The organism is Rhodococcoides kyotonense (genome assembly GCF_900188125.1).
Classification (GTDB): Bacteria; Actinomycetota; Actinomycetes; order Mycobacteriales; family Mycobacteriaceae; genus Rhodococcoides; species Rhodococcoides kyotonense.
In genome coordinates this window covers 1-21,380 of sequence record NZ_FZOW01000037.1, presented here as the reverse complement: position 1 = coordinate 21,380, position 21,380 = coordinate 1, and the positions used below count along the sequence as shown (strand labels likewise).

Below are 21,380 nucleotides of genomic sequence, written 5' to 3'. Positions count from 1 at the left end.
GAAGGCATCCACTTCTTCACCCGCGGCAAAGCCGTCACCAGCCGCTGGCTCGACCCCTCCCACGGCGGCATCAACCTCGGATTCCCCGAAAACGCCTAACCCCCCATGTGCACGTTTCTACATAGCCCACTATGTAAAAACGTGCACATGGGCGAAGCCCCCTACGCACATGCATATGCATTTGTGTGGAGGGTGGGGTTTTGGCATTCCGGCCCGATAGTGTGCAGGGAGGTTCGGTGAGTCGACGGCCGACACCGAACTCCGACGCCTAGGGTAGTTCGCGATGAAAACGATCTTTCGGGCAGCAGCAGCCCTCACCACGACCGCGCTGCTGTTCATCGGCGGCGGACCGGCTTTCGCGCAACCTCCAGTCGATCCACCTACCGAGACGACGACCACGCCGTTCACGACGCCGAACACCGACGACTGCCCGTACGCGGCGTCACCTCCTCCGGCGATCGACCTGTCCGAGGTCCCGGCTCCAGGAGATCCCACTCCGGATCCGATGCCGATTCCCGCAGAGGCGGTCGGCGGTGACGCTCTCGCGGCGTGCGGCACCATCACGCCCGACGGCGCGCCGCCACTTCCCGCCGACATCTCGGCCACCGGGTGGGTGCTGTCCGATCTGGACACGGGCGACGTGATCGCCGCCAAGGATCCTCATGGTCGCTACCGTCCGGCGAGCACCATCAAGATTCTGCTCGCGCTGGTCGCCCTCGAAGAGCTCGACCCGAACACGACTATCGTCGCGACCGCCGAGGACGCGAACGCCGAGGGCAGCGCCGTCGGTATCGGAAAAGGCGGTGTCTACACCAACTTTCAGCTGATGCAGGGACTCGTCATGGCGTCGGGCAACGACGCCGCCCACGCGCTGGCGGCTCAACTCGGCGGCGACGCAGCCACCGTCGACAAGATGAATGCGAAGGCGAAGGATCTCGGCGCTCTCGACACACGGGCGGCCACACCGTCCGGTCTCGACGGGCCCGGAATGTCCAGTTCTGCATACGATCTCGCGCTGTTCTTCCGTGCTGCCATGCAGAATCCGATGTTCGCGCAACTGATTTCGACGGAGACTGTCGAGTTCCCTGGATTTCCGAAAGATCCCGCGATCCCCGACGATCAGGATCGTCCGGGCTTCGCGCTGTCCAACGACAATCAGCTCCTCTACAACTACGAGGGCGCGTTGGGTGGCAAGACCGGCTACACCGATGACGCTCGACAGACTTTCGTCGGCGGCGCCGAGAAGAACGGCAGGCGGCTCGCCGTCACGATCATGAAGGGCGACGTCCTTCCGATACGGCCTTGGGAGCAAGCCGCAAGACTGCTCGACTACGGCTTCGCGACGCCGACAGGCACCCGTGTCGGTGAGCTGGTCGATGCTAATTCGGTGGGCACGGTGTCCAGCACTCGGCCGACACCCACACTGGCTGCGCCGCCCGGCAGCTCGACCGCCCACGCGGCAACCGTCGACGACGGTGACGGTGACAACACCGCACTCCGTGTCGGAATCGGCGTCGTCGGCGCGATCGTCGTGATCGGGCTCCTACTGGCAGCCCGGCGCCTCAATCGACGACCGTGATCACCGTCGTCGGCTGAGGAACCCACCCAGTCCGACGACGGCGAGCGCGCCCGCGCCGACGAGCGCGAGCCCGCCCTTGACCGTCGGCCCCTCGTTCACCTCGAGACGCGTGGTGATGACCGCGGGATCCGGTGGCGGGACGAAGGCCAGCGCCATCGCTTCCTCGGTGGTTGCCGCAAAAGCTGTGGCGAACAGGATGAACCGCGACGTCGTGAAGACGAACACGAGCAAACCGATGATCGGCCCGAAGACCACACCGGCAGGGCCACTCGTCACCGACGCGAGGTAGATCGCCGCGATCTGCTTGAAGATCTCGAAGCCGACGGCAGCGAGCAGGCCACCTTTGAGGGCACTGCGGAACGGGACGGGTTCGCGCGGCAGCCGCGAGATCACCCACGTGAACACCAACCATGACGCGACGATGGCGAGCACCACGGACACGATGCGCAGGAACACTCCGACGCCGGGTGCATTGTCGAGGTTGACGAACTCCAGGATGCCGCGCATGACACCCCCGCCGTTCAGTGCGGACAGTCCGAGGGACACAGCCATCGCCAGGCCGAGTCCGAGGAGAGCCGCGAAATCCCGCAGCTTCGTCGACAAGAATCCGCCCTGCTCGTGAACCGACTCCCACATCGCGGTCAGGGCAGCGCGCAGATTGGCCACCCAGCCGAGGCCTGCGTAGAGGGCGCCGAGCAGACCGATGATGCCGACACTCGCGCGCGACTCGATGGCCGTGTCGACGAGCGAGTTGATCGTGTCGCCCAAACTGCCTGGGATGTTGTCGGTGATCTGTGTCCGGATCTCGTCGAGCCATTGCGGCTGTCCCGCGAGAACGAACCCGGCGATCGCGAACGCCACCATCAATAGCGGGAACAACGCCAGGACGCTGAAGTACGTCATCCCGGCTGCGTAGTAGTCACCTTTCTGGGACTGGTAGCGCGACGCAGCCCGGACCGTGTGATCGAACCACGGCCACTTCTCACGCCGCTCGGCAAGGATCGCTTGGAAGTCAGGAACGACGATCACCCTCTCGCTGTCAGGGCTCTCACTGTCAACGAGTCCGCTGTCAGGAGAGCGGAGTCAGGAACCCCACCCGGTCGTACACCTGCGCCAACGTGCGTGACGCCACCTCCCTGGCCCGATCCGCGCCGTCGGCGAGGATCTTGTCCAGTTCGGCAATATCGGACATATACCCGTCGACTCGTGCTTTAAGCGGGGTGACGAACTCGGTCAACACATCGGCCGTGTCGGACTTCAGATCTCCGTAGCCCTTGCCCACGTAGCCGGCCACCAGTTCCTCGATCGTTCGGTCGGACAGCGCGGATTGAATGACCAGCAAATTGCTGACGCCGGGCTTGTTCGCCGGATCGAAGACGATGTCACGCTCATTGTCGGTGACCGCGGACCGCAGTTTTTTCGCCGTCACCTTCGGATCGTCCAGAAGGTTCACGATGCCGGCCGGATTGGAACCCGACTTGCTCATCTTCGCGGTCGGTTCCTGCAGATCGAAGATCTTGGCGGTGCCCTTGATGATGTGCGCATCGGGGACGACGAACGTCTTCTTGAAGCGTGTGTTGAACCGCTGCGCCAGATCGCGCGTCAGTTCGAGGTGCTGACGCTGATCCTCGCCGACGGGTACGAGGTTGGGGCGGTACAGCAAAATGTCGGCGGCCTGCAGGATCGGATACGTGAACAGCCCGACGGTCGTCTGATCGCGTCCCTGCTTGACCGACTTGTCCTTGAACTGCGTCATCCGCCCGGCCTCACCGAAACCGGTGAGACAGTTCAGGACCCATGCGAGCTGCGCGTGCTCCGGCACCTGGCTCTGCACGAACAACGTCGATCGAGTCGGATCGATGCCGACGGCAAGGAGCTGCGCCGCTGCAATGCGGGTGCGCTGACGCAGCGCCTTGGGATCCTGCGGAACCGTGATGGCGTGCAGATCAGGGATGAAGTAGAACGCGTCGTAGTCCTCCTGCAACGCCACCCACTGACGCACGGCACCCAGGTAGTTGCCGAGATGGAACGAGTCGGCGGTCGGCTGAATGCCGGACAGAACGCGCTGACGCGGACCCTGTGGTGTGTCGGAAGAAGCAGGAGAAGACATGGTCACGATCTTTTCACGAACCGGCAAGGTGATTTCTAGCGGTACCTCACCGTCACCGGCGCGTGATCGGACCACCGCTGGTCGTACGCCTCGGCTCGCTCGGTGACCGCTTCCTTGGCCCGCTCCGCGAGCGATTGCGTCGCGAGCTGGTAGTCGATGCGCCAGCCTGCGTCGTTGTCGAAGGCCTTGCCGCGGTAGGACCACCAGCTGTACGGACCCTCGACGCCCGGGTGCAGCTCACGCACGACGTCGGTCCACGGCGCATCGTCCGCGAGGAGCGCGGACACCCACTCGCGTTCTTCCGGAAGGAACCCGGAGTTCTTGCGGTTGGTCTTCCACGCCTTCAGGTCGTTCTCGGTGTGCGCGATGTTCCAGTCACCACACACGACGACGTCACGATCGGGCGACGCGGCGGCGACGGCCAAGAACTTCGCGAACGCAGCCATGAAGCGCTCCTTCTCGTCCTGACGTTCGGTCCCGACCTCCCCGGACGGCAGATACAGGCTCGCGACGGTCACGTCACCGAAATCCGCTTCGATGTACCGGCCGGAGTCCGCGAACTCGTCCACGCCGAAACCGACGCGTACCGCGTCGGGAGCGATACGCGACAGGATGGCGACTCCGTTGCGGCCCTTGGCCGACGGTTCGGCGGACGCCAGATGCCAGCCGCTGTCCAGTGCGGGCGCGAGAGCCTTGGTGAGTTCACCGTCGTTGGCCCGCGTCTCCTGCAGACAGATCACGTCGGCATCGGTGGTCTCCAACCACGGCAGCATGCCCTTGCGGGCAGCAGCGCGAACTCCGTTGACATTGACTGTAGAGACGGTGATAGGCACGCCCAGCACCGTAGCGGAGACCACCGACAGACCCGAATCTCTACCGCCGACGCCGAGGTTTCGCACCCGGCTTGGGAGCTTCGGACCGGACCTCCGGCTTCGGCGCGGCGGCCTCCTCCGCATCGATCTTTCGGTACACCAGGTGTTGCTGGCCGTAGGTCCAGGCGTTGTTGCTCACCCAGTACAGCAGGATCGCGATCGGCAGTACCGGGCCGCCGACGAGAACTCCCAGTGGGAAGACCCACAAGGCCAGCCTGTTCATCAACGCGGTCTGCGGGTTGGCCTTCGCGGCGTCGTCCTGACGAGCGACCGATGCACGCGAGTTGAAATGCGTTGCGACGCTTGCCAAAACCATCAACGGAACCGCGACCAGGGCGATGGACAGCGTCGTCGGGACTCCACCGAACGGCGCGAACGCTTCCAGTGCAGCCTGCGAGCTGTTGATCGCGGCCGAGATCGGAGCTCCGAACAACCTCGCGTCGAGGAACGACTGCACATCGGATGCGCTGAAGAAATAGTTGGCGGTGTTCGCGTTGTCCTCCGCCGACATCCCGAGTTGACCGAAGCCTGTTCCAGTCCGGTTGAACGATCGAAGCACGTGGTACAGCCCGATGAACACGGGCACCTGGGCCAGCATCGGCAGGCATCCGAGCAGCGGGTTGAAGCCGTGCGCCTTCTGGAGCTTCTGCATCTCGGCGGACTGTCGAGCTCGGTCGCCTTTGTACTTGGTCTGCAGCGCCTTGATCTCGGGCTGCAGCTTCTTCATGGTCAGCTGGGTTCTGACCTGACGAACGAACGGTTTGTACAAGAGCAGCCGGAGGGTGAATACGAGAAACACGACGGACAGAGCCCAGGCGACACCGTTGTCCGGCCCCAGAACCGAACCGAACACCGTGTGCCAGACCCAGAGGATTCCGGACACGGGGTAATAGACGAAATCGAGCATGCGAGCACCTCTTCGCGAGTGACGGTCGATGAATTTCTCGACCGACCACCGCCGCCGTCGAACAAGGCAGCGTGACCGGTCAGAGGACCGATCCGGGTGCTCGTGGCATGGGGCGCCCTGCTTCGTCCGGGCGCTGCTGACGTCGGAAGGAACCTCGTCGTCGCTGCTGATCACTCTCGAAGCCCACACGTGCACCGAGAACCGCGAGCAACAGATCGCGACGACCGACGACCGCGGCAACTGCTGCGAGCGTCGCGGTCACCACCAACCCGAAGGCGACGGACGTCGCGTCGGAGTCCGGCAGGGTGGCGAGCATCGTCAGCAGGATCAAACAGGTGACGACGAGAGACGAATACTTGAGCATCGACGCCACCTCCTTCACGATTGCTGGTGGGCCATTGTCACCTTAGCCCTGTAGGCATCTGGCCGCAGGCACCGACCGGGGACTGCGCGAGAACGCGCTCCTTCGTCGCGTTACCGAGATTCCATTCGTACCAGGACCACTCCGTCGACGACCCGCCGAGCGCGCAGTGCCGGTAGGGCTCGGGAAGACCGTCGAGTTCGCGGGCGGCATCGGCCGACAGCGAACGCAGATACGCGACGTCGATTCGGCCCGTCTGTTCGAATCGCTCGACATTGTGCCTAGCGATGTACGCGTCGGGATTCAGAACCGCGAGCCCGAGCACTGCGGCGACCGCGCTGACGCCGACGGCTCGTGGCAACCAGCTACCGGACATCGTGATGCCTGCGATCATGACGAGCACGAAGACGACGCCGAGCAACAGTTCGACTGCAGTGACGAACAGCCGCAGCGTCGTGTACCCGTATTGCTTTTCGTACAGAGACATCCGGTGCAGCGCCGAGGCGACGACGACGAGCGACAACGCGCACAAGGCACCGAGAAGAACCCGCAGCACGACGCTATCCGCCGTTGTCTCGCGCGCAGCTTTGCGAACGATCACCGCGAGGACCGCCAGCGTCAGGCCCGTCACCGCGAGAAGCTGCCAGAAACCCTGACGCGCATATTCGGCGTTGGTGAGTCCGTCGGTCACGAGCACGTGCTGCTGTCCGCCGAACAGCGTCGTCGCCTGGACCGTGACGAACACTCCGAACACGACGACGAGCGCAGACAGAGGAATCGTCCACTCCCACAATCGAAATCGACTTCTCGAAGCCCGGGCGAGCATGTCGAATCGCGGAGGCGTCGACACGACGTACGCTGCGCCGAGTGCGCCGCCACCGACGACCACGAAGAGGAAAGCTCGTCCGACCACGGCGTCGGGGTCCCATTCCGGTGTCACGACGTCGACCACACCCGCGAAGACAGGATCGGCCGCGGCGAACAACGCCCCGAACACCACCACCAACACACCGGTCGCCCCGACGACGGCGGCGACTCTGCCCGAGCGCACTCCCCCTGTCCTCATGTCGCGAGCACCTCGAGACGCCCACCGACACACGCGAGCAGGCAGAAGGACGGGTACGACGGCTCCGAGCGCGAGCCCTGTCCACGTCCGTCCGCGGCACGCGACCGCACCTGCGACGACGATCGCACACCAGATCGACAGGGACGTCAACCACTCTGCTGCACGGAATGCTGGAACCGTCGCGAGCGCGAAAACAGCTGTGGCACCGGCATATCCCCATAGCGTCGGACGTCGCACAGCGGCTACGGCGGCGACAGCGAGGACCGCTGCTGCAGTCAACGGAAAGCCGATGCCCGTGCGGCCCAGCAGACACGCGGCGACGACGCCCGCCACCACTGCGGCAATCAGCACTCGCAGCGGCGCGGTGCGATACGCCAGCCGGGGCCATACCCGCGGTGGCCAGATCGACGACATGGGCTTTCGATGAACGATCACGGAAGAAACCTTTCTTTCGAGCGTGTCGTGGCAGGCCGAGGTCGACGCAGGAGACCTGCGTCGCAGAATTCAGCTACCGAAGGGAAGAAGTCAGGTTCGCGGAACGGTGACCCTGATGCGGCATCCGGGGCCGTCGTCGAGTACTTCGATCGTTCCGCCGTGCAGCTCGGTCGCCCACCGGGCGATCGCGAGCCCGAGACCGGTGCCACCGTCTGTGGCGCCGCCACGAGTGAAGCGATCGAACACCGAAAGTCGTTCGGCAGGAGCGATTCCGGGGCCGGTGTCGGCAACGTCCAAGAGAAGTTCGGCAGCCGTGGCGCGAGCGACGACCGTGACGTCGGTTCCCGGTGGCGCATGCCGCACAGCGTTGTCGACGAGATTGGTGACGACCTGCGTCAGCCTCGACCGGTCGACGGACACGACCAGATCAACCGGCTCGACGTCGATTCGCACACGATCATGTTCGACGGTCACTCCACCGAGAAGATCTGCCACGTGGACGAGTTCGGGTCGCAGCGGTAGCACTCCCCCTTCGAGACGTGACAAGTCCAGCAGTTCCGTCACCAGGTCACCGAGCTTCTCGGTCTGACGCAGAGCCACCGCGAGAGTCTGCGGATCGGGTTCGGTGACACCGTCCACCAGATTCTCGAGAACGGCACGAAGCGCCGCGATCGGAGTCTTGAGCTCGTGCGAGACGTTCCCGATCAGCTCGCGCCGATAGGTGTCAGCCGCTTCGAGATCCGTCGACATGGTGTTGAACGCGTCCGCGAGCTGCCCGACCTCGTCGCGAGACGTCGCCCGCACACGCGTCGAATAGTCCCCTCGCGCCATCGCTTTCGCCGCGGACGTCATCTCGCGCAAGGGCGACGTCATTCCGTGCGCCACTACCTGGACCGCAGCGAGCGACATCACCAGAGCGGCCAGCAACGCATACCGGAACTGCCACCCCGCGCCGATCCAGAACACGACGCTCGCGACGACCAACACGACGCCTACGATCAGCGACACCTTCAGCTTGAACGACGTCAGCGCATCGAGCGGCCGGGGAATCGCGCGCATCATCTCGGCACGTCCAACGCATAGCCGACACCGTGGACAGTGCGAATCAGATCGCCACCGATCTTGCGTCGCAACGCTTTCACGTGACTGTCGACGGTCCGACTGCTCGCAGTGTCCGCCCACCCCCACAGTTCCGCGAGCAGGGTTTCCCGGGCCACCGCTGCGTTGGGCCGGCTCGACAGGTACGCCAGAATATCGAATTCGGTACGCGTGAGGTGTATTTCGATGTCGCCGTTGGACACGCGTCGCGCATGATGGTCGATTCGGATCGGCCCGAGCATCGTGGACGTCGGCGCTGCCGAGTTGTTTCGATCAGCACGACGCAGGAGCGCATGCACACGGGCGACGAGCTCGCGCATGCTGAACGGTTTGGACAGGTAGTCGTCGGCACCCACTCCGAGCCCGACGAGCATGTCGGTCTCGTCGGACTTCGCAGTCAACATCAGCACCGACACCGGGCGATCCGCCTGAATACGTCGGCAGACCTCGAGACCGTCGAACCCGGGAAGCATGACGTCCAGTACGACGACGTCGGGCCGCACCGACGCGCACACCTGCACTGCCGACGGACCGTCCGATGCCGTGACGACGTCGAATCCCTCGCCGCGCAGCCGTGCGGCGACGGCGTCGGAGATCGTCGGTTCGTCGTCGACGACCAACACTGTGCGGCTCATGCACCTGACAGTAGAGGGCCGTCATGGAGGAGTCGGCCAGGAAACGTGGAGGTTCGGTGAAGATCGACCGTGACTCACAGGAACCTCACAGCGCCGGCGGAGCCTTTCTCCACGTTCGCGCGGCACTGTTGCGTGCGTGAACCGAGGAAGAAGACTGTGACGGCGCTGGTGGACGAGACACCGAACGACATCGAGCCGCGCGGGTCGTGGGCGTTACGCAACAAGTATCGACTCGGTCTGTGTGCCCTGCTTCTGGCGACCGCAGTGCTGTACCTGTGGGATCTGATGTCGAGCGGATACGCCAACAGCTTCTACGCGGCCGCCGCTCAGGCAGGATCACAGAACTGGAAGGCGATGTTCTTCGCGTCGTTGGACTCGTCGAACTTCATCACGGTCGACAAGCCACCCGCGTCGATCTGGGTGATGGCGCTCTCGGCACGAATTTTCGGATTCTCCAGCGCGAGCATCCTCGTGCCCCAGGCGCTCATGGGCGTCGGATCGGTCGCGCTGGTGTACGCCTCGGTCAAGCGCGTGGCGTCACCCGGAGCCGGGCTGCTCGCAGGCGCGATCCTCGCGCTGACACCGGCAGCGGCCCTGATGTTCCGCTTCGACAATCCCGACGCGTTGCTCGTCCTCCTGATGACTCTCGGCGGCTACTTCGTCGTGCGTGGCACGACGACCGACATCGGTCGACGCGCGGCCGGGTGGCTCGCACTCGCCGGCGTCACACTCGGCTTCGCATTCTTGACGAAAATGTTGCAGGGCTTGCTCGTTCTCCCGGCGTTCGGTCTGGTCTATCTCGTGGCCGGGCATGCTCGCCTGATCCCCCGACTGATCCATTTGCTCGGTGCCGCAACAGCTTTGGTCGTCTCTGCGGGCTGGTGGGTCGTCGCGACCATCGTGTGGCCCGTCGACGCACGCCCTTACATCGGCGGGTCGACGAACAACACCGTCATGGACCTCGTCCTGGGCTACAACGGTCTCGGACGCATCTTCGGCCAGAGCCGCGGCGGCGACATGAACGGCGGCGGAATGCCCGACGGAATGCCTGGTGCCGGTGACATGCCCGGCGGAATGCCCGACGCACCGGGCGGCGGGATGGGAGGGGGAATGGGCGGCCCCGGCGGTGGCGCTGCCGGTTCAAGTTTCGGGGGTCCGACGGGCCTCGACCGCCTCTTCGGAAGTGAAATGGGATTTCAGATCTCGTGGCTGATTCCGGCTGCACTCATCGCGCTGGCACTCGGATTCCTCGCACGCGGCACGGCGCCACGCACGGACGGGATTCGGGCGTCGCTCATGCTGTGGGGCGGTTGGTTCGTCGTCACCGGCGTGATCTTCAGCTACATGTCCGGAACGGTCCATCCGTACTACACGGTGGCACTCGCTCCGGCGATCGCAGGCATGATCGGCACCGGTGTCTACGCCCTGTGGATCGAACGCGAGCGCATCTGGGCTCGGTTGGGCCTGTCGGCCGTCACGCTCTCGGCCGGAGCCTCCGCATGGGTTCTGCTCGAACGGAATTCGTCATGGATGCCCGCGCTGAAGTGGGTTCTGCTGATCGGTGCACTCGTCGCCGCCATAGGAATCACACTGGCCGCGGTCCATCGCAGCCGTGCTGTGACGGTCAGCATCTTCACGTTGGCGATCCTCTCCGGATTGGGCGGCACGGCAGCGTATGCCGTTGCGACAGCGGGTAATCCGCATACCGGGTCGATTCCCAGCGTCGGACCTGCGGGCAGCGGTGACATGGCCGGTGGCCCAGGCGGCGGCTTTCCCGGCCGCGACGACCGACAATCCCGCAGCGCTTCCGGCTACGGCTCCGACGGGGCGGCCGGAGTACCGAGCATGGGCGCGGGCATGGGTACCGGCACCGATCCGCAACTGGTGACGATGTTGCAGAACACGGATTCACGCTGGGCCGCAGCAACGAACGGTTCGCAGTCGGCTGCCGAGATCGAACTCGCGTCCGGCACAGCCGTCATGGCAATCGGTGGGTGGAGCGGTGATCCCGCACCGACGCTCGAACAGTTCCAGGACTGGGTCGCAGCAGGAGACGTCGGGTACTACATCGAGGGCGGCCGTGGCGGATTCGGTGGGAACTCCGAGATCGCCGAGTGGGTCGCGTCGAACTTCACCTCCACGACGGCCGGCAGCGCCACGGTGTACGACCTGCGTGGGACAGACTGATTCGTTCGCGCCCGCCGACCGCGTTCCATACACTCGGTATACAACGATGGACGCGGTCGACGGCCGCCTCGAACCCGGCAGGAGACCTTCATGGCCAAGCCCGAACTGGAGTTCCACAGCCCCACCGCCGAATGGACTCGTGCGAACGAGGTTTCGACCACACCCGGCATCTCCGACCAGGTTCTGTCCCACGACCCGGTCACGGGCGACAAGACCGCTCTGCAACGCTACGACGCCGGTGCAGAGACTCCGCCGGGTGTGATCACCCACGAATTCTGGGAAGAGGTTCTGCTGCTCGACGGGGATCTGTACGACGTCGGCTTGGACCGCACGTTCACCGCGGGAATGTACGCATGTCGGCCACCCGGCATGCCGCACGGGCCGTACCGCAGCGTCGGCGGCTGTTCGATGCTCGTCGTCACGCGGTACCCAGCCTGACCACGGATCCCTAAGGGTCGGCTACCCTTAGCCGTCCGCGACAGCGGGACCTGTGGAGAGGCCCAGGTTCAGCAGCGGACCTCCTCGAAAGGGACCGCGATGGTCAGATCTGCCCGCTTCCTGAAATTCGCCGCCGCTGCCGCTGCGGCAGCCGTGGTGTTGTCCGCGTGCTCCAGCTCGTCCGACGACTCTGCGGCCCAGACGACCTCGTCCGGCGACGGCGTCTTCCCCGTCACCGTCGAGCACGCATTCGGCGAGACCACGGTCGAATCGGAGCCGAAGCGCGTCGTCGTGGCCGGCTACACCGAGCAGGACACGGTCCTGGCGCTCGGAGTGAAGCCCGTAGCCGTCACCGAGTGGTACGGCGAGCAGCCCTACGCGACATGGCCGTGGGCGCAGGACGCCCTGGGCGACGCCACACCCGAGGTCCTCAGCGCCGACGACGGTTTCCAGTACGAACGTATCGCTGCGCTGAACCCCGACCTCATCATCGCGACGAACGCCGGACTCGACCAGGACAGCTACACCAAGCTCAGCGAGTTGGCTCCGACGATCGCTCAGTCCGGCGACTTCACCGAGTACTTCGAACCGTGGGACGTCCAGGCTCGCAACATCGGTAAGGCTCTCGGTAAGGAAGCCGAGGTCGAAGAGCAGATCGACGCCATCGCCGACAAGTTCGCGGCAGCCAGGTCCGAGAACCCCGAATTCGACGGAACGAAGGCGATCTTCCTGCAGAACGCGTTCTACGACGGCGCAGCCATCGCATACCAGAACGGCCTGAGCACGGACTTCCTGACCGATCTCGGCTTCGTCGTCCCCTCGGAGATCGACCAGTACGCGACCGACGGCGGCGGCCAGGCCAACATTCCGCTCGAGAACCTGTCGGTTCTCAATGCCGCGGACGTGCTGCTGTGGGGCACCGAAACGCCCGAGGATCGCACGACCTTGGAGCAGGAGCCGGTCTACCAGAACCTCGATGCAGTTAAGGAGAACAAGCTGGTCTTCACCGACGGTGTCACTGCCGGCGCGATCTACTTCACGTCGCTGCTGAGCCTGCCGTACGTGATCGACAACCTGACTCCCGCATTCGCGAGCACGTTGGCCGGAGACGGCGCAGCCACGACCGAGAGCTGATCCAGAATCGCCGAGATCGAGGTTGTGCACCGAATTCGACGGATTCGGCGTCATGACCTCGATCTCGACGGGACACTAGACAGCTTTGGCGTCCTCGCGGCGCTGCATCCACATTGCGGTTGCCAAGACGGCGAGACCTGCGACAGCCAGGATCGCGCCTGCCGCTGCGGGAGCGGTGTAACCGAACCCTGCGGCGATGACCGCACCACCGAGAGCTGCACCGATGGCGTTGGCCAGGTTGAACGCTGCGTGATTGAGGGACGCCGCGAGTGTCTGCGCGTCGTCGGCGACGTCCATCAGGCGTGTCTGCAGACCCGGAATGACCGACGACCCCGACGCACCGATCAGGAACAGCAGAATCAATGCTGTCACCGGGTTGTGCGATGCGACGACGAACAGCGCGAGGAACACGGCCATCGCCGAGATCGAGATGAATGTTCCTCGCAGTTGCAGCTTGTCCGCGAGCCACCCGCCGAAGTAGTTGCCGGCGACCATGCCGAGCCCGTAGATCATCAACGCCACTGGGACCAGCGCCTTGGCCAGACCCGAGACGTCGGTGAGCGTCGACGCCACGTAGGTGTAGACGGCGAACATGCCGCCGAAGCCGACCATGCCGACGAACAGTGTCATCCATACCTGCCCACGACGAAGGGCACCGAGTTCGGTGATCGGGTTCGTGGTCGGCATTCCGTCGAGGCGCGGCATCCACAGGATCAACGCCGTCACGGTGAGCAGTCCGATGACCGCGACCACGGCGAACGCGCTCCGCCATCCGAGGGCTTGCCCCAGCCACGTCGCAGCAGGCACGCCGACGACATTGGCGATCGACAAGCCCATCATCACCATCGCGACGGCCTTGGCTCGCTTGCCAGGCTCTGCCAGGTGAGCAGCGACGAGCGCAGCGATTCCGAAGTAGGCACCGTGCGGGAGGCCTGCGACGAACCGTGACGCGACCAGCTCCTCGAAACTCGGTGCGAACACCGTCCCGAGGTTGCCGAGTGTGAACGCCACCATCAACGCGATCAACAGCAGACGCCTCGGAACGCGCGCCGCGAGCGTCGCGATCGCGGGGGCACCGACGACGACACCCAAGGCGTACGCGGAGATCATGTGCCCGGCCGACGGCTCGGAGATGCCCATGGTCGTCGCGACGTCGGGCAGAAGACCCATCGACGCGAACTCGGTGGTACCGATGCCGAAGCCGCCGATGGACAGCGCCAACATCGCAAGCCGTCTGCGGGTCGACAGAGGACGATGGCTCGTACTCAGGCCGGTGGACACCTTCGAACGCACGGCGCCGACGTTGCGGGCGAGAGCGGAGTCGGTGACAGACACAGCAGAACAACCTTGTCTCGAGTGGGGGTACGAACAGTGTGTTCGCGGAAGAAGCGGTGACGAACCCTTCAGGCAACGTCCCGCCGGTCAATTGTCGTCCCGCGCGCAACCGAATTTCGAGTCAGTTGGTGGTGATAGTGCTCACCCGCGCGTGTCGACGAGCAATCCGCCGGCCGATTTCGGGCCGAGAAGCCGAAGCTTCGACGTCGCTATTCCTCGTCACACGACCCACCGCTAGGATTTCGGTCAGGTCATGAGTGCCAGCATCGAGCCCCGGCTTGCTGGCCGGCAACCCTCCAACCGCGGTGGGGTGCTCCGGGTGAAGACCTGGTTACTCGGCTGCACACGTGGCCGAAGAACAAGCGCGGGTCCGCAGGTGATGTCTTCGGGTCATCTCGGCGGGCCCACTGACCGGGCACGACTGGCCAGACGGGCACGACTGGACCGTGAGGCCCCCGAGGAGGTTTCGACATGTGTTGTTGTCCCGATAGGCCCCGCCCGGCCCTCTTCTCGCATGCGCTCGCTGAGGGCCGTCTCGAATCCTGCACACCCTTCGAAGACGGAGTTATCAAGACATGACCGACAGCACCCCCGACGTCGTGGACGCGTCAGGCGCCCCCATCGAGGATCCGACCGCATCCTGGAGCTTCGAGACGAAGCAGATCCACGTGGGACAGAACGCCGACGGCGTCACCCACGCGCGCGCACTTCCGATCTACCAGACCACGTCCTACACGTTCGAGAGCACCGATCACGCTGCCGCACTGTTCGGACTCGCCGAGCCCGGCAACATCTACACCCGCATCATGAATCCGACGCAGGATGCCGTCGAGCAGCGCATCGCGGCGCTGGAGGGCGGCGTCGCCGCACTGCTTCTGGCGTCCGGCCAGGCCGCCGAAACTCTTGCGATCCTCAACCTCGCCGAGGCAGGTGACCACATCGTCTCCAGCCCGCGCCTCTACGGCGGCACCTACAACCTGTTCCACTACACGCTGCCGAAGCTCGGCATCGAGGTCTCGTTCGTCTCCGATCCCGACGACCTCGAGCAGTGGAAGGCCGCGGTGAAGCCGAACACCAAGGCGTTCTACGGCGAGACCATCTCCAACCCGAAGAACGACATCTTCGACATCCCCGGTGTCTCCGACGTCGCACATTCCCACGGAATCCCGTTGATCGTCGACAACACCGTCGCCACCCCGTACCTCATCCAGCCGCTGAAGCACGGCGCGGACATCGTCGTGCACTCGGCCACGAAGTACCTCGGCGGACACGGCACCGCCATCGCGGGAGTCATCGTCGACGGTGGCACCTTCGACTGGACACAGGGACGTCATTCCAACTTCACCACGCCCGACCCGAGCTACCACGGCGTCGTGTTCGCGGAACTGGGCGCACCTGCGTTCGCACTCAAGGCGCGTGTGCAGCTGCTTCGCGACATAGGTGCTGCCGTCTCCCCGTTCAACGCCTTCCTCATCTCGCAAGGGTTGGAGACGTTGAGCCTGCGCATCGAGCGGCACGTCGAGAACGCACAGAAGGTCGCGGCGTTCCTCGAGGCGCGCGACGACGTCTCCAGCGTCGGATACGCAGGTCTGACCTCGTCTCCGTGGTACGAGCGGGGACAGAAGTTGGCGCCGAAGGGACAGGGCGCGATCATCGCCTTCGAGCTCACCGGTGGCATCGATGCCGGCAAGAAGTTCGTGGACGCGCTGAGCCTTCACAGCCATGTGGCTAACATCGGTGACGTGCGTTCACTAGTCATCCACCCCGCGTCGACAACTCATTCGCAGCTGACCCCGGAGGAGCAGCTCGCATCCGGCGTCACTCCGGGCCTGGTCAGGCTTGCTGTCGGCATCGAGGGGATCGACGACATTCTCGCCGATCTCGAGACCGGATTCGTAGCGGCGGCGTCTTGACCATCAGCTCTGTGCACGACGCTCTGTCGGCCGCAGGATTTCCTGCGGCCGACGGGCGGCTCGGCCATATCGACATCGGTGACCTCGAACTCGAAAGCGGCGCCACGCTGCGCGGTGTGTCGGTCGCACTGCAGCGATGGGGAAATCTCTCACCCAATCGCGACAACGTCGTGCTGATCGAGCACGCGTTGACCGGTGATTCCCACGTGTCCGGCCCACCCGACCAAGACCATGCGCTGGCCGGATGGTGGAACGGCATGATCGGCCCCGGCGCACCCGTCGACACCGACGAGTGGTGCGTCGTGGCCACCAACGTCCTCGGAGGGTGTGGCGGAACGACCGGCCCGTCGTCCCCGGCCCCCGACGGTCGGGCGTACGGCAGCCGCTTCCCGGAGATCTCCATCCGAGATCAGGTGGCCGCTGAGGCAGCTCTCGCGGACGTTCTCGGTATCGAACGGTTCGCCGCAGTCGTCGGAGGATCGATGGGCGGCATGCGGACGCTCGAGTGGATCGTCGAGTACCCCGACCGCGTCGCTGCGGCCCTGGTTCTCGCCGTCGGTGCCCGCGCGACCGCCGACCAGATCGGAACGCAGACAACCCAGATCGAAGCAATCACGACCGATCCGAACTGGCAGGGCGGCGACTACTACGGCACCGGCTCTGCGCCGCGCACCGGCCTCGGGATCGCGCGTCGAATCGCGCACCTGACGTACCGCACCGAAAGCGAGCTCGATCTACGCTTCTCCAATTCGCCTCAGGCAGAAGAGAATCCGTGGGACGGTGGCCGTTACGCCATCGAGAGCTATCTGCAGCATCAGGCGACCAAGCTCGTCGACCGATTCGACGCGGGCACCTACGTGCTCCTGTCGGAAGCGATGAATCGGCACGACATCGGCCGCGGGCGCGGAGGTCTCGAAGCAGCCCTGGCTCTGGCGACCGTCCCGACGATCGTCGGCGGCGTCGACTCCGATCGGTTGTACCCGCTGCGTCAACAGAAGGAAATCGCACGAGGCCTGCCGCAGTGCACCGGGCTGGAAGTCATCCAGTCACGCGACGGCCACGACGGGTTCCTCACCGAGGCAGGCGCAGTCGCGAAACTGCTCGGCGAGACGATGGACGAGGCTCGACGCCACCGTCGGGCCGACTGACGCACGCACCGACTGACCAGGCCTCGTCGGGTCAGTCGGTGCCCAGCGGGTCGATGGACGCGGACAGGAACATGATCGCTCCGCCCACCAAAGCCAGTGCGGCGACGTCGAATCCACGACTGCGCACCTGAAGCAGTCCAACGCGGTTCTCCGGCAGGCACAGGCGGAATCCTGCCGCCAGAATGGTCGCGACGCCGAGGACGAACGCGCCGCGCCGCCAGCGGTCCGCGAGTACCAGCCCGAGTGCGCCGAGAATGACGATCAGCACCACCAGCAGCGGCAGGTTCTTACGGATCCGCGTCCCCATCGAGTATCAGGCCTCCGCGAGTGTCTGCTCGGCCCGCTCGACGACGTTCGCCAGCAGGAACGCACGAGTCAGCGGTCCGACGCCACCGGGGTTGGGCGAAACGAAGCCCGCGACGTCGGCGACATCGGCTGCAACGTCTCCACGAAGGCCCTCGTCCGTGCGGGTCACTCCGACATCGAGAACCGCGGCCCCGGGTTTGATCATGTCCGCGGTGACGATTCCGGGAACCCCTGCCGCCGCGATGACGATGTCGGCCCGACGAACCTCGGCCGCCAGATCCTTGGTACCCGTGTGGCACAGCGTCACCGTGGAGTTCTCGGACTTCCGGGTCAGCAACAGACCGATCGGGCGGCCCACGGTCACACCACGTCCGACGACGACGGCATGTGCCCCGTTCAGTTCGACGTCGTATCGACGCAGCAAATGAACGATTCCACGCGGCGTGCACGGAAGCGCTGCTTCCTTGCCGAGCACGAGTCGACCGAGGTTGATCGGATGCAGGCCGTCGGCATCCTTCGATGGGTCTATGCGCTCGAGCGCAGCATTTTCGTCGAGATGCTTGGGTAGTGGCAACTGCACGATGTATCCGGTGCAGTCGGGGTTCGCGTTCAACTCGTCGATGACAGCTTCGAGGTCGGCCTGCGAGATGTCGGCGGGCAGATCCCGGCGGATCGACGTGATCCCGACCTTCGCGCAATCGTTGTGCTTGCCGCGTACGTATGCGGCCGAACCTGGGTCGTCGCCGACCAGGACGGTGGCAAGCCCCGGCACGATGCCGCGCTCACGCAGAGCGGTCACGCGCTCGGTCAGGTCGACGAAGATCTCGTCGCGGGTCGCCTTGCCGTCCAGAATTTTCGCAGTCACGGCTGTCATTGTTCCAGGTGACGAGGAACGGTTGTCGTCAACCCTCGACGGACAATCCGTTCGCCTGGGCGTACGCCACTGCCTGCGTCAACTCGATGCGCGCGCCGGTGACGGTGGCCGCAACCCAGAGGTTCGCGTCGACCCGTGCGCCGCGCAGGTCGGCTTCCTGCAGTTTCGCGCCCGTAGCCCGAGTTCCGGACAGATCGGCGGATCGCAGCACCGCCTTGCGTAGATCGGTGTTCACGAGATTCGCCTCGGCCATGCGGCACCCCGTGAGATCCATGCCGCGCATGTCCGCTCCCCCGAGGCCGACGAGCGTGAAGTCGACCTCGTCGAACGTCGACGGGCGCATCCGTGAGTCGACGAACGTCGAGCCGATCAACGTGCATCCACGAAAAGTGCTGTGCTGCAAGTTGGTTCGCGTGAAATTGCACGATCGGAATGCGGAATTGGTATGTATGGACTCGGTCAGATCCGTGCCGGTGAAGTTGCATTCGGTGAACATCACCGACGTCGTCTTCACCCCACTGAGGTCCGCGTCGGTGAAATTGCAGGCGACGTAGTGCCGACCTTCCCACTGCTGTCCATCGAGCCGGGCGTCCGAGAAGTCTTCACCGATGATCTGTTCGTCGTCCACCTGCTCCATCCTTCCGGTCGCGGTGGTGGCAGAGTGAACCGGGTGTTTCGACTCATGTTCTTCGAGCCCCGCATTCCCCAGAACACCGGAAATGCAATTCGGCTGGTGGCAGGCACCGGCTGCGAACTTCACCTGATCGGTCCGCTGGGCTTCGACATGTCCGAACCGAAGCTCAAGCGTGCAGGCCTCGACTACCACGATCTCGCGTCGGTCACCGTGCACGACAACCTGCCTGCAGCCTGGGACGCGTTGAAGCCGGACAGGGTGTTCGCGTACACCGCGCACTCGACGAGATTTCACACCGACGTCGAATACGCGGCAGGCGACGTCCTTCTGTTCGGCCCCGAACCGACGGGATTGCCCGACGACGTGCTGCACGACCCCCGCGTCACCGACAGGCTGCGGATCCCGATGATCCCGGGACGACGATCTCTCAACCTCGCCAACTCCGCGGCCGTCGTCATGTACGAGGCGTGGCGGCAGCACGGTTTCGACGGGGCGGTCTGAGTTCAGTTCTCTTCGGTCTCCCCAACGGCTTCCGCTTCGGGCTTCTGCTCGACTGTCGGCTTCCGGCGCACCACCCGAACCACGGCGTAGACCACTCCAGCGGCAACTGCGAGCGCTCCGAGCCAGGGAATCGCACGGCCGAGTGCGACGACGCCGTCGCCCAACGCGTCGACCAACGAATGCCACCCCGCGACGAGACCGTCCCAGAACGAGTCCGGCCCCGGCGACGGCGTCGCGTCGTCGGTCGTGAACTGGATTGTGATCGTGGACAAATCAACCTGATCCGCAAGGTAGTTCCGTTGTGACGTGAGACTGTCGAGTTCACCCTGCCTGCTCGACAGCGCCGATTCGGCTTCGATCAGATCCGCGGTGTTCGTGGCTCCGGCGATCAGCGCTTTCAGACGGTCGACCGACGCCTGAAGCGCTGCGATACGTGCGTCGAGATCCTGATACTGCATCGTCACGTCGTCGCGCGAGATGCTGACGCTCGTCACCTTCCCGAGCTGTTCGATGCGATCCACCGTCGACGTCAACTCGTCCGCAGGGATACGCGCGGTGATCGAACTGCTCGCCGTCGAATTGTCGGTCTCGGGGTTCTCCGACCGAGTGTCGACGCGACCGCCTACTTCCTCGACGACCGACGTCGCGTCGCGCGCAGCCTCGATCGGATCGACCGCGGTGATGTAAACCTGGCCCGTCACAACCTCTTTGCGCTCGGTCGGCGCGAGCGCTTGATCACGTGTGGCCGTTCCCGATTCGGGGGCGAGCGCCACGCCCGGCGTCGAATAGGACTCTTCGGGCGCCGGTGCACCTGCTCCGCCGCCCGATCCGCTGCAGCCGGCGAGAAGAACGAAGGATCCGACCAGGGCTGCGACCAGGCTGCGCTTCATCCCAGGATGGTAGATCACCCGGGCCCATCGTCAGGGAGTACCCAATCGTTACAGGCATAGGGAACATTCACTGATGACCTGAGCGCCGAACCGGGGTACGGTGTGCGCCACCGACCCATTTCGTTTCGTGAAGGAGCCTCCTGTTGTTCTCCGCCTCCACTGTTTTTTCCTCGCTTCGCCGCTCGCCTCAGGAGAGTTCCGATATACGTTCCGGTAGTCGATTGTCCCGCACCGCAGCACTTTTCGCCGTCGGTGGCGGCATCGCCGCGGCGGGATTCCTCGGAACAGGCACCGCTGCAGCCGCTCCCGTGAACTGCGTGTCGCCCCCGTCGGCCAACGACATCCGCGTCGACGGCACCGCCAGTTGCGGCGCGACGTCCACCGGGCCCGGCGTCGCCAACGCCGGAGCAGCCGAGAGCGGCACGGCCGTCAGCGTCACCGACGGTCCCGGCGCAACGACGACGTATGCCAACGGATTCGGCACGGCACTCGGCGCATCCAAGAATGCGGGCAACGCGTACGCATGGGCACTCGGCGGCGGCATCGCACATTCGTGGGCCGACAACGGCACGACGACGGTCGCGATCGCCGGATGGGGCTCGGGCGCAACGGCCGAGGCTGCGGGAGTCGATTGCGTCGGCCCACTGTCGTTGGCGCTGAATCTGAACACAGGGCAGTTCTGCGTGCTCGGCAACTGATACAGATCGTTCACGACGACAGAATCCCGTCACCGACTTCGGTGGCGGGATTCTTCGCTATCTACGACCAAGGGTAGTACCGGTCGGACTCGCGGTTTAGGATGACTGCATTCGCGTCGTCAGGAGGATCAGTGACTGCCCTAGCGCCTAGGCCGGCTCCCGTCGTGGAGGCGGCTCGCCCGTTTCCGCCGCGGATGGGACCGAAGGGTTCTTTTGTTCACAAGGCGGTGACGACGACGGATCCCAAGGTGTTGGGGAT

General features: G+C 64.9%; 21 protein-coding genes, 1 pseudogene and 1 riboswitch. Of the genes and pseudogenes, 9 read left to right on the top strand and 13 right to left on the bottom strand.

Going from position 1 to position 21,380, the window contains the following annotated elements; translation table 11 throughout:
* Both CHB96_RS30275 and CHB96_RS29155 read left to right on the top strand, forming a co-directional pair.
* A pseudogene (locus CHB96_RS30275) lies at positions 1 to 99 on the top strand (methylmalonate-semialdehyde dehydrogenase); the annotation flags it as partial.
* Positions 100 to 283: 184 nt separating this feature from the next.
* Complete coding sequence (locus tag CHB96_RS29155) at positions 284 to 1,579, top strand: D-alanyl-D-alanine carboxypeptidase family protein (RefSeq protein WP_089252955.1); 1,296 nt, start codon at positions 284 to 286, stop codon at positions 1,577 to 1,579.
* Here CHB96_RS29155 and yhjD read toward each other — a convergent pair whose 3' ends face one another.
* From yhjD to CHB96_RS29115, 8 genes are all read right to left on the bottom strand, one after another.
* Entirely contained in the window at positions 1,580 to 2,608 is a 1,029-nt protein-coding gene (gene yhjD, locus CHB96_RS29150) for an inner membrane protein YhjD (RefSeq protein WP_089252953.1), read from the bottom strand.
* 40 nt (positions 2,609 to 2,648) lie between these two features.
* On the bottom strand, positions 2,649 to 3,689 hold the full coding sequence (trpS, locus tag CHB96_RS29145; RefSeq protein ID WP_089252951.1) for a tryptophan--tRNA ligase: 1,041 nt from the start codon (positions 3,687 to 3,689) through the stop codon (positions 2,649 to 2,651).
* Positions 3,690 to 3,724: 35 nt separating this feature from the next.
* Positions 3,725 to 4,531 carry an exodeoxyribonuclease III gene (locus tag CHB96_RS29140; protein WP_371829067.1) on the bottom strand — a complete coding sequence of 269 codons (807 nt, stop codon included), beginning with the start codon at positions 4,529 to 4,531 and terminating at the stop codon, positions 3,725 to 3,727.
* A gap of 31 nt (positions 4,532 to 4,562) precedes the next feature.
* Complete coding sequence (yidC, locus tag CHB96_RS29135) at positions 4,563 to 5,468, bottom strand: membrane protein insertase YidC (RefSeq protein ID WP_089252949.1); 906 nt, start codon at positions 5,466 to 5,468, stop codon at positions 4,563 to 4,565.
* 79 nt (positions 5,469 to 5,547) lie between these two features.
* Positions 5,548 to 5,832, bottom strand: coding sequence for a DUF6412 domain-containing protein (locus CHB96_RS29130; RefSeq protein WP_089252965.1), 285 nt, complete (start codon positions 5,830 to 5,832; stop codon positions 5,548 to 5,550).
* A 37-nt stretch (positions 5,833 to 5,869) separates the two neighbouring features.
* Positions 5,870 to 7,330 carry a DUF4153 domain-containing protein gene (locus CHB96_RS29125; RefSeq protein ID WP_245866298.1) on the bottom strand — a complete coding sequence of 487 codons (1,461 nt, stop codon included), beginning with the start codon at positions 7,328 to 7,330 and terminating at the stop codon, positions 5,870 to 5,872.
* 90 nt (positions 7,331 to 7,420) lie between these two features.
* Positions 7,421 to 8,389, bottom strand: coding sequence for a HAMP domain-containing sensor histidine kinase (locus CHB96_RS29120; RefSeq protein WP_089252961.1), 969 nt, complete (start codon positions 8,387 to 8,389; stop codon positions 7,421 to 7,423).
* Positions 8,389 to 9,063: a response regulator transcription factor gene (locus CHB96_RS29115; RefSeq protein ID WP_089252947.1), complete on the bottom strand. Its 675-nt coding sequence runs from the start codon at positions 9,061 to 9,063 to the stop codon at positions 8,389 to 8,391. The genes CHB96_RS29120 and CHB96_RS29115 overlap by 1 nt, the downstream gene beginning before the upstream one ends.
* A 156-nt stretch (positions 9,064 to 9,219) precedes the next feature.
* Here CHB96_RS29115 and CHB96_RS29110 point away from each other — a divergent pair, with 156 nt between their 5' ends.
* From CHB96_RS29110 to CHB96_RS29100, 3 genes are all read left to right on the top strand, one after another.
* On the top strand, positions 9,220 to 11,250 hold the full coding sequence (locus tag CHB96_RS29110; RefSeq protein ID WP_371829066.1) for an ArnT family glycosyltransferase: 2,031 nt from the start codon (positions 9,220 to 9,222) through the stop codon (positions 11,248 to 11,250).
* A gap of 90 nt (positions 11,251 to 11,340) precedes the next feature.
* Positions 11,341 to 11,688, top strand: a complete 348-nt coding sequence (locus CHB96_RS29105; protein WP_089252945.1) for a cupin domain-containing protein — start codon at positions 11,341 to 11,343, stop codon at positions 11,686 to 11,688.
* Positions 11,689 to 11,787: 99 nt separating this feature from the next.
* Entirely contained in the window at positions 11,788 to 12,822 is a 1,035-nt protein-coding gene (locus CHB96_RS29100; RefSeq protein WP_089252943.1) for an iron-siderophore ABC transporter substrate-binding protein, read from the top strand.
* Between the two features lie 75 nt (positions 12,823 to 12,897).
* Here CHB96_RS29100 and CHB96_RS29095 read toward each other — a convergent pair whose 3' ends face one another.
* On the bottom strand, positions 12,898 to 14,157 hold the full coding sequence (locus tag CHB96_RS29095) for an MFS transporter (protein WP_245866296.1): 1,260 nt from the start codon (positions 14,155 to 14,157) through the stop codon (positions 12,898 to 12,900).
* Positions 14,158 to 14,406: 249 nt separating this feature from the next.
* Positions 14,407 to 14,528: riboswitch (SAM riboswitch) on the top strand.
* Positions 14,529 to 14,732: 204 nt separating this feature from the next.
* Between CHB96_RS29095 and CHB96_RS29090 the strand changes: the two genes are divergently transcribed.
* Positions 14,733 to 16,070 carry a bifunctional o-acetylhomoserine/o-acetylserine sulfhydrylase gene (locus tag CHB96_RS29090; RefSeq protein WP_089252941.1) on the top strand — a complete coding sequence of 446 codons (1,338 nt, stop codon included), beginning with the start codon at positions 14,733 to 14,735 and terminating at the stop codon, positions 16,068 to 16,070.
* The gene (metX, locus tag CHB96_RS29085; protein WP_089252939.1) at positions 16,067 to 17,218 is read left to right on the top strand and encodes a homoserine O-acetyltransferase MetX; all 1,152 of its coding nucleotides are present in this window, start codon (positions 16,067 to 16,069) and stop codon (positions 17,216 to 17,218) included. The genes CHB96_RS29090 and metX overlap by 4 nt, the downstream gene beginning before the upstream one ends.
* 31 nt (positions 17,219 to 17,249) lie before the next feature.
* Here the strand turns inward: metX and CHB96_RS29080 are convergent, their stop codons facing one another.
* Genes CHB96_RS29080 through CHB96_RS29070 form a run of 3 tightly spaced genes read right to left on the bottom strand, consistent with a single transcriptional unit; the run spans position 17,250 to position 19,035 of the window.
* Positions 17,250 to 17,525: a DUF3017 domain-containing protein gene (locus CHB96_RS29080; RefSeq protein WP_089252937.1), complete on the bottom strand. Its 276-nt coding sequence runs from the start codon at positions 17,523 to 17,525 to the stop codon at positions 17,250 to 17,252.
* Between the two features lie 6 nt (positions 17,526 to 17,531).
* Positions 17,532 to 18,389, bottom strand: a complete 858-nt coding sequence (locus CHB96_RS29075; RefSeq protein ID WP_217900005.1) for a bifunctional methylenetetrahydrofolate dehydrogenase/methenyltetrahydrofolate cyclohydrolase — start codon at positions 18,387 to 18,389, stop codon at positions 17,532 to 17,534.
* A 37-nt stretch (positions 18,390 to 18,426) separates the two neighbouring features.
* Entirely contained in the window at positions 18,427 to 19,035 is a 609-nt protein-coding gene (locus CHB96_RS29070) for a pentapeptide repeat-containing protein (RefSeq protein ID WP_089252933.1), read from the bottom strand.
* A gap of 33 nt (positions 19,036 to 19,068) precedes the next feature.
* Here CHB96_RS29070 and CHB96_RS29065 point away from each other — a divergent pair, with 33 nt between their 5' ends.
* Positions 19,069 to 19,533, top strand: a complete 465-nt coding sequence (locus CHB96_RS29065; RefSeq protein WP_176444562.1) for a tRNA (cytidine(34)-2'-O)-methyltransferase — start codon at positions 19,069 to 19,071, stop codon at positions 19,531 to 19,533.
* A 2-nt stretch (positions 19,534 to 19,535) separates the two neighbouring features.
* On the opposite strand, the gene CHB96_RS29060 is transcribed toward CHB96_RS29065, so the two are convergent.
* Positions 19,536 to 20,423, bottom strand: a complete 888-nt coding sequence (locus tag CHB96_RS29060) for a DUF4349 domain-containing protein (protein WP_089252929.1) — start codon at positions 20,421 to 20,423, stop codon at positions 19,536 to 19,538.
* Positions 20,424 to 20,626: 203 nt separating this feature from the next.
* On the opposite strand from CHB96_RS29060, the gene CHB96_RS29055 reads away from it, so the two are divergent.
* A complete protein-coding gene (locus CHB96_RS29055) occupies positions 20,627 to 21,121 on the top strand; it encodes a DUF6764 family protein (RefSeq protein WP_245866300.1) in 495 nt (164 codons plus the stop codon).
* Positions 21,122 to 21,380 lie beyond the last annotated feature (259 nt).